The sequence below is a fragment of the Thiocapsa sp. genome, from assembly GCF_035467215.1.
In the GTDB taxonomy this organism is placed as follows: domain Bacteria; phylum Pseudomonadota; class Gammaproteobacteria; order Chromatiales; family Chromatiaceae; genus Thiocapsa.
The window spans coordinates 1-8,084 of the sequence record NZ_DATITZ010000258.1; the positions used below are offsets into that span (position 1 = coordinate 1).

At 65.2% G+C, this 8,084-nt stretch carries 7 protein-coding genes; all 7 read left to right on the forward strand.

The features are described from left to right. Positions 1 to 123: 123 nt before the first annotated feature. Positions 124 to 1,284 (forward strand): ABC transporter permease, encoded by a 1,161-nt coding sequence (locus tag VLR48_RS14780; RefSeq protein ID WP_325292528.1) that lies wholly within the window; start codon positions 124 to 126, stop codon positions 1,282 to 1,284. 50 nt (positions 1,285 to 1,334) lie between these two features. Further along, positions 1,335 to 2,627, forward strand: a complete 1,293-nt coding sequence (locus VLR48_RS14785; protein WP_325292529.1) for an ABC transporter permease — start codon at positions 1,335 to 1,337, stop codon at positions 2,625 to 2,627. A gap of 454 nt (positions 2,628 to 3,081) precedes the next feature. Then, a complete protein-coding gene (locus tag VLR48_RS14790) occupies positions 3,082 to 4,452 on the forward strand; it encodes a V-type ATP synthase subunit B (RefSeq protein WP_325292530.1) in 1,371 nt (456 codons plus the stop codon). Between the two features lie 18 nt (positions 4,453 to 4,470). Next, the gene (locus VLR48_RS14795) at positions 4,471 to 5,076 is read left to right on the forward strand and encodes a V-type ATP synthase subunit D (RefSeq protein WP_325292531.1); all 606 of its coding nucleotides are present in this window, start codon (positions 4,471 to 4,473) and stop codon (positions 5,074 to 5,076) included. Beyond that, positions 5,073 to 6,878 carry a V-type ATP synthase subunit I gene (locus tag VLR48_RS14800; RefSeq protein ID WP_325292532.1) on the forward strand — a complete coding sequence of 602 codons (1,806 nt, stop codon included), beginning with the start codon at positions 5,073 to 5,075 and terminating at the stop codon, positions 6,876 to 6,878. The genes VLR48_RS14795 and VLR48_RS14800 overlap by 4 nt, the downstream gene beginning before the upstream one ends. Further along, on the forward strand, positions 6,875 to 7,321 hold the full coding sequence (locus tag VLR48_RS14805) for an ATP synthase subunit C (protein WP_296806502.1): 447 nt from the start codon (positions 6,875 to 6,877) through the stop codon (positions 7,319 to 7,321). The genes VLR48_RS14800 and VLR48_RS14805 overlap by 4 nt, the downstream gene beginning before the upstream one ends. Continuing rightward, positions 7,318 to 8,055, forward strand: a complete 738-nt coding sequence (locus VLR48_RS14810) for a hypothetical protein (protein WP_325292533.1) — start codon at positions 7,318 to 7,320, stop codon at positions 8,053 to 8,055. Before VLR48_RS14805 ends, VLR48_RS14810 begins: the two co-directional genes overlap by 4 nt. Positions 8,056 to 8,084 lie beyond the last annotated feature (29 nt).

The window sequence follows — 8,084 nt, forward strand, 5'->3', positions numbered from 1 at the left end:
TGATGATTCCGAGACCTCAGGCATGGTTCCGTTGACTCCACAAACCGTCGGCGATCGGCATCCGTTCCTCGACTGCCCGGCCGGCAGGAGGCAGGAGACCGCCGGCCGGGGGCTTCCCCCAACATGAAATACCTCCCCCTCCTCTTCGCCGCACTCATGCGCAAGAAGACGCGCACACTGCTGACGCTGCTTTCCGTAGCGGCGGCCTTTGCGCTCTTCGGCATGCTGGATGCCGTACGGGTGGCATTCAACGCGCCGCAGAGCGTCATTGGGATCGATCGACTCATTACCTCCTCGCGTCTCTCGCTGATCCAGCCTCTGCCCTACGCGGATCTGGCCCGGATCCAGTCGACGCCCGGCGTGGAGGCGGTCACCTATGCGAGCTGGTTCGGCGGCATCTATCAGGACCCGAAGAACTTTTTCCCGAACTTCCCGGTCGAGCCCGAGAGCTATCTCGACATGTATCCGGAGCTCGTCCTGCCCCAAGCGCAGCGCCAAGCCTTCATCAAGACGCGTACCGGGGCGATCGTCGGCGAGGCGCTTGCTGATCTGCACGGTTGGAAGGTCGGCGACAAGATCCCGTTGCGCCCGACCATCTATCCGCATCGCGACGGCGGGGAAGTCTGGACCTTCGACCTCGTCGGCATCTTCAAGGCCGCCCAGCCGGAGCTTCGCGGCTCCGAGAAGCAGCTGTTGTTTCACCACACCGCATTCGACGAAGGGCGCGACATCGGACAAGGCACGGTTGGTTGGTACATCGTGCGGGTCGAGGACGCATCGAAGGCTGACCAGGTCGCGCAGGCGATCGACCGCCAGTTCGCCAATTCCGCCTTCGAGACCCGCACCCAGAGCGAGCGCGAGTTCCAGCTCTCCTTCGCCAAACAGATCGGCGACATCGGACTGATCGTCACGGCGATCATGGCGGCGGTCTTCTTCACCCTGGTGCTGCTCACCGGCAATACCATGGCGCAATCCATCCGCGAGCGGATACCCGAGCTGGCGGTGCTCAAGACACTCGGGTTCACCAACCGCGCGGTCCTGCTTCTCGTCATGGCCGAGGCGCTCGTGCTGCTTCTGCTCGGCGGTCTGATCGGGCTCGTGCTCGCCACGTTGGCCCTTCCGATCATCGGAGAGGCCAGCTCCGGACAGCTCGACGTGGCGATGCGTCCGGAGAGCTGGGTGCTGGGGCTTGGCCTGATGCTGGGCATCGGCATCCTGGTCGGACTGCCGCCGGGGCTCAAGGCGATGCGCCTGGGGATCGTCGATGCGTTGGCGGGTCGATGAGCGACCGACCGACAGCGTCGAGCGCTGCTCTGGCTCACCTGCGATCGGCGTTGCCCAAGATCGCCGCGGGGGTCGCCATCGCGGCCTTCTTCGGGATCTGGATCCTGACCCCGACGCTCGTGATCGCGCTCGCGTTGGTCTTCGTCGGATGGCTGGTATTGACGCGAACCGGGCGGCAGGCGCTCGCCGTCGCGCGGGTCGGGTTGAGCACCGTACCCGAGCGTATCGGGGCGACCTCGGTTGTGGTGGTCGGTATCGCCGGCGTGGTCGGGGTGCTGGTCGCCCTGCAGGCGATGGCTGCGGGCTTCGAGGCGACACTCAGTGGCGCGGGCAGCGACGACACCGCGCTGGTGCTGCGCGCCGCGGCCAATGCCGAGCTTTCTTCGGCGCTGGATCGCCCGTCCACGACGCTGATCATCCAGGCCCCAGGCATCAAGCGCGACGCGAACGACCGCCCCGTCGCATCGGCCGAGGTCGTCGTCGTCGCCAGTGTCCCGAAGCGAACGACGGGGACGGATGCGAATCTCGAGGTCCGCGGGGTCGGTCCTGCCGCCTGGCAGATCCGTCCGCAGGTGCATGTCGTCGAGGGACGCCGTTTCCGGCCCGGGCTGCGCGAGCTGATCGTCGGTCAGGGCGCGTTGCAACAGTTCAGCGGAGTCGCGATCGGCGACAGCATCGTCCTCAACAACCAGGACTGGCGCATCGTCGGCGTCTTCGCCTCGGGCGATACGCACGAGTCCGAGGTCTGGGGAGACGCTGAATCCATCGCGGCGGCCTATCGGCGCAACGGCTTTCAGTCCGTCGCCGTACGGTTGACCGAGCCGGCGGCAATCGAGCGTCTGCGCACCGCCTTGAGCGCCGATCCGCGCCTGAGGGTCGAGGTGCAGACCACGCGCGAGTATTACGGCAAACAGTCGGAGCGCCTTACCAGGGTGATCCGGGCGGTCGGCATCGGGGTCGCCGTCATGATGGCGCTCGGGGCGGTCTTCGGCGCACTCAACACCATGTATGCGGCGGTCGCCAGCCGCGCGCGCGAGATCGCCACCTTGCGCGCGCTGGGCTTCACCGGACTGCCGGTCGTCGTGGCCGTCATGCTCGAGACCATGGCCCTGGCCTGTGCCGGAGGGATCCTCGGGGCGGGGATCGCCTGGGCCTTGTTTCACGGCTTCACGGTCTCGACCCTCGGATCGAACTTCAGCCAGGTCGTCTTCCAGTTCCAGGTGACCCCGGAGCTCCTGATTCGCGGCCTTCAGTGGGCGCTCGGCATCGGGTTCATCGGGGGCATCTTCCCGGCGCTGCGTGCCGCCAGGCTTCCGGTGACGACGGCGCTGCGGGAGTCTTGATGGGCTGCTGCGCCTAGCCGTTCGCGGCCTTCCTTCGGGGCACTCGCGATCGGGCGGCACGCTGCGGCGAGACGCCTCGGCATTCATGACGCAGCCCCTTGCACGACCCCGGACACCACACGAAGACCAGGCCGAAGTAAGGATGCGTACATCGAGTTTAATTTGATCCTTGAATGAGCGCCGCATAGACTCGGGATCAGAGGATTCACGGTCGCGCAACTTCCATGACCTGAAATAGGCACCTAAACCGCGTCCGGAGCGACATGCGTCACTTTCATGTTGTATCGGGCTTGGAGATTTTTCCGACCCTTGTGGAGACGCGGTTTACATTATTTTTCTAAAAATTTTAAACCGCGCCGGCTCCGACAATCGTCGAGTCTGCCGAGGCCGATCCCCTCCAAAAACATCACATACTGCGCTGGGCGCGGTTTAAACACGCGGGGAAAGACGTCCGATGTCCCATTCGCTCGTGCGCTACTCCAAGGTCGTCGAGATCGTCGGCGACCTCCTCAAGGTCCTGGTTCCGCCACCGGTGTCCGAGCAGGGCCAACGGGTCGCGTTCGGCGACCTGGGCCTGGTCGAGGACCCGAGCGGTTTCAAATCGATGGCGCGCGTCATCAGGCTCGAAGGCGAACTGGTCTCGCTTCAGGTCTTTTCGGGGACCAAGGGGCTCTCCACGCAGGCGTCGGTCCGCTTCCTCGGTCATCCGATGCGCGTGACTTACTCGCCGAACGTCCTGGGTCGTGTCTTTCGCGGCGACGGCACCCCCTTCGACACCGGCCCCGGCCTCGCTCAAGACCCCAAGATCGAGATCGACGGCCCCTCGGCAAACCCGGCACGACGCTCGCTCGCCTCCAAGATGGTGCGGACCGACGTCCCCATGATCGACATCTTCAACTCTCTGGTGGAGAGCCAGAAGATCCCGATCTTCTCGGTGGCCGGCGAGCCCTACAACGCGCTGCTGGCGCGTATCGGGATCCAGGCGGATGCGGACATCGTCGTCTTCGGCGGACTCGGTCTTATCTTCGACGACTATCACTTCTTTCTGCGTCGCTTCGAGGACGCGGGCGTCTTTTCACGCACCGTCATGTTCGTCAACCTCGCATCCGACCCCGTGGTTGAACGCCTGCTGGTTCCCGATATGGCCCTTGCGGTCGCGGAGCGGTTCGCGGTCGAGGAAGGCAAGCGGGTCCTCGTCCTGATGAGCGACATGACCGCCTATGCCGACGCCATGAAGGAGGTCGGCATTGCCATGGAGGCCGTGCCGTCCAATCGCGGCTACATGGGCGATCTGTATTCCCAGCTTGCGCGACGTTACGAGAAGGCCGCCGACTTCAAGGACGGCGGCTCACTGACCATCCTGACCGTGACCACCATGCCGGGTGGCGACGTGACGCACCCGGTGCCGGACAATACCGGCTACATCACGGAAGGCCAGTTTTATCTCCACGACGGCATGCTCGATCCCTTTGGCTCGCTTTCGCGCCTGAAGCAGCACGTGATCGGCAAGGTCACGCGCGAGGACCACAGCCAGATCATGAACACCATGATCCGCTTCTACTCGGGCGCCCGCGATGCCGAGCAAAAGCAGGCCATGGCCTTCGATCTGTCCGAATTCGACATCCGCTTGATCAGGTTCGGGAACCTTTTCCGGGAGCGCTTCATGGACATCGACGTGAGCATCCCGCTGGAGAAGGGTTTGGATCTCTGCTGGCAAACGCTGGCCGAATGTTTCAATCGCGACGAGCTGCTGATGAAGGAGGGCCTGATCGACAAGTACCTCCCGACGCTCGATGAGGACGCGCCGGTTCTAGCGGCGGCTTGACGCGGAGCAGTCCATCCAATGTCACGCGTCAGTCTCAGCAAGTCCTCGCTGGCCAAGCAGAACCGCGCGCTGCAGACCTACGAGCGCTATCTGCCCTCGCTCGATCTGAAGCGCAAACAGATCATGACCGAGCGCGCCAAAGAGGTCCTGGCCCAAGGGGAAACCCGTCGCAAGATCGTTGCGCTGCGCAAGCATGTGACGGAGAACCTTCCCATGCTCGCCAATCGCGAGATCGACCTGTCCGACCTGGTGCAGGTACGCGGCGCACGCCTCGGCGAGGAAAATCTCCTCGGCACGCGCCTGCCCGTGCTCGAAGGGCTCGACCTCGTCAAGCGCGACTATGGCCTCTTGAGCAAACCCCACTGGGTGGACGTCTTGGTCGATGCCCTCGCCGAGATGCTGACGCTCCAAGCCCAGCTGGCGCTGCACGATCGGCGTCTCGTCTTGCTCGATGAAGCGGTACGCAAGGTGACTCAGCGGGTGAATCTCTTCGACAAGGTGTTGATCCCGCGCACACGCGAGAACATCAAGCGGATTCGCGTCCACCTCTCCGACAGCGAGCGCGCGGCGATCGTGCGCTCGAAGATCGCGAAGGGCAAACGACTCAGAGAGGCCTCGGCATGAGTATCCAACGTCTGACGCGCCTGACCTTGGCCGGTCTCGCAACGGACAAGGACGCCGTCCTCGAACGGCTCCAAACGCTCGGTTGTCTGCATCTGATCCCGTTGCGTCCGGCGCCGAGGGAGCCCGAGAAGGAGCCGGCCGGCCATGCCGTCGAGGCGCTGCAGGCCCTGCGGTATCTACAGGACTCGCGCGAGAAGCGTCGACAGGTCCGTGACCCGGAGGGCTTCGATCTGCCCGGAACCATCGCCGCCGTGCTGGAGAATCAGCAACGCCTGCGCGACACGAGCGACCGTCGCGATGCCCTGGTCGAGCGCATTGCGGAGCTCGAGCCCTGGGGCGATTTCACCCTGCCGCCCGAGCCGGATCTGGCCGGGCGCAAGTTTTGGTTCTACATCGTGCCGCAGCGCCAGATGGCGCAGCTCGCAGCGCTCGAGCTCCCTTGGCAGGTGGTGCATCGCGACAACCGTCAATCCTGGGTCGTGGTGATCCACCCGGACGAGCCGCCGCGGGATGCCTTGCCGGTGCCGCGCACCCTGGCCGGGGCCCTGAGTCTCTCCGAGGTCCGCCGTCGTCTCGAGGCGGCCGAGCTGGAGCTCGAAGAGATCCGGGCCGAGCACGTTGCCCTGACGCGCTGGATCTATCTCATCTCGACACATCTCGCCCAAGCCGAGGACGAGGCCCAGCTTCGTCACGCACAGGCACAGACGCGCGACGAGGAGTCGCTCTTTCTGGTGCAAGGCTGGGCGCCCGAGGTCGCGGTTGCGCCGGTCCAGGCGTTTGCCGAGCAACAGGGCCTGGCACTCCTGATGGAAGAGCCCGGACCGCACGACGCACCGCCGACCCTGCTCGACAACCCCGGCCCCATCGCCGCCGGCCAGGACCTGGTGGCCTTCTACCAGATGCCGGCCTACGACGCCTGGGATCCCTCGCGCGTGCTGTTCTTCTCCTTCGCGGCCTTCTTCGCGATGATCCTCTCGGATGCCGGTTATGCCGCACTCTTGGGTGTCCTGCTGCTGGCCTTCTGGCGCAAGATGGGCAGCAGCGAGGTCGGCGGGCGCCTGCGCATCCTGGCCGCGGCCCTGGTCGGGACATCCCTGGTTTGGGGTGTCCTGGTCGGCAGCTATTTCGGTTTCGCGCCCAAGCCGGACAGCCTCCCTGGACATCTGCATCTCCTCGATATCAACAATTTCGAGGTCATGATGCGGCTGTCGGTCGGGATCGGCGTGGTCCACCTGATCCTCGCCAATCTCGAGATGGCGGGCGCTCAACGCGGCCGAGCCGCGGGACGTGTGGCGATCGGCTGGATCGCGGTGATGGTCGGCGGCTTTACGCTCTGGGTCGCGGGTGATGTCGGGGCACCCGAGTGGGTAGCCCTTTCGGCGCAGATTCTGATGGGCCTCGGGTTCGCGGTGGTCCTGTTCCTGGGCAGCGATCGGCGCGTGGACGGCGTCAAGGCGTTCGCCTTGCGCGGCCTGGACGGCCTGAGCAACCTGGTGCGGGTAACACAGGTCTTCGGGGACGTGCTGTCCTATCTGCGGCTCTTCGCACTCGGCCTGGCCTCCGCCTCGATGGCGATGACCTTCAACGGACTGGCCAGGGACGTCGCGACCGAGCTGCCGGGCCTGGGGCTTCTGCTCGCCATCCTGATCCTCCTCGCCGGACATGCGCTGAATCTGCTGCTCGCGCTCATGAGCGGCGTGGTCCATGGGCTGCGGCTCAACTTCATCGAATTCTATAACTGGGCCCTGGCCGGCGAAGGCTACCCCTTCAAACCCTTTAAACGGACGGAGTTGCGCGAATGAATGAATTTGTGGTTGCGCTGGGCTGGGCCGGACTCTTCGCTCCCATGGCCCTGGGTGCGATCGGCAGCGTTATCGGCTGCTCCGTGGCCGGACAGGCGGCGATCGGGGCGATGGTCGACACCGATTCCGGGTACGGACGCTATATCGGCGTCTCGGTGATGCCTTCCTCGCAGGTCATCTACGGCATCGTCATCATGTTCAGCCTGCAGCGCGACGTCACACCCGTGACCGCACCGGCGCTCTTCGGTATCGGTCTGCTCTCGGGTCTCGCGTTGCTCTTCTCGGCCATGCGTCAGGGTCAGGCCTGCGCCTCGGCGATTCATGCCAGCAAGACCAAGCCCGAGATCTTCGGTCTGTCGTTGGCGCCGGCCGCTATCGTCGAGGGCTTTGCGGTGTTCGCTTTTGTGTTCGCGCTGGTATTGGCCGGCGGGATCCCCGGATGAGCCGCACGAGCAGCGAGGGGCGCGAGACCATGACCACAGAAGACAAGGGCGTACTTAAGGGCCTGGCATCCTCCGGGGTCGAGGCCCTGATCGAGCGACTGCGCGAGGAGGGCGTGCAGGTCGGTCAGGCCGAGGCGCAGCGGATCGAGGCGGAGGCGCGGCGCGAGGCCGCCCGCATCGTGCGCGAGGCCGAGAACCGGGCCAAGGCCATTCGCGAGGCGGCCCAGCAAGAGGTCGATGCGCTCAAGAAAGGCGGCGAAGAGGCGCTGCGGATCGCCATGCGCGACACCGTGCTGCGGCTCAAGGCCGATCTCGCCGATCGCTTCAGCGACGAGGTCAAACGGCTGATCGCCGCCAAGATCGAGCAGGAGGCATTCCTCGAGCGCTTGATCCTGGAGGTGGCCGCCAAGGCACGCGCCGAGGCCGGGGTCGACGCCGGACAGGACGTCGAGATCCAGCTGCCCAAGGCGCTGGTGAGTCCGGACGAGCTTCGCCGCAACCCTCTGGAGCTGCGCGAAGGATCCTTGTCGCACTTTGTGCTCTCCTTGGCGGGCAACATCCTGGCCGAGGGCGTGACCTTCGGGGTCGCCGCCGGCACCGAAGGCAAGGGCATCCGGCTCGCACTCAAGGGCAAGGACGTGCACATCGACCTGACCGACGAGACGGTCGCCGCCACCCTGCTCGCGCATCTGCAACCGCGCTTTCGGGCGATCCTCGAAGGCATGGTGAAGTAAAGAGCCGAGGCGACCGTGGCACACTCCGA

Bases quoted from the DNA above. Each gene is read 5' to 3' on its own strand.
- VLR48_RS14780 (WP_325292528.1), top strand. From the start codon at position 124: ATGAAATACCTCCCCCTCCTCTTCGCCGCACTCATGCGCAAGAAGACG.
- VLR48_RS14790 (WP_325292530.1), top strand. From the start codon at position 3,082: ATGTCCCATTCGCTCGTGCGCTACTCCAAGGTCGTCGAGATCGTCGGC.
- VLR48_RS14795 (WP_325292531.1), top strand. From the start codon at position 4,471: ATGTCACGCGTCAGTCTCAGCAAGTCCTCGCTGGCCAAGCAGAACCGC.
- VLR48_RS14800 (WP_325292532.1), top strand. From the start codon at position 5,073: ATGAGTATCCAACGTCTGACGCGCCTGACCTTGGCCGGTCTCGCAACG.
- VLR48_RS14805 (WP_296806502.1), top strand. From the start codon at position 6,875: ATGAATGAATTTGTGGTTGCGCTGGGCTGGGCCGGACTCTTCGCTCCC.
- VLR48_RS14810 (WP_325292533.1), top strand. From the start codon at position 7,318: ATGAGCCGCACGAGCAGCGAGGGGCGCGAGACCATGACCACAGAAGAC.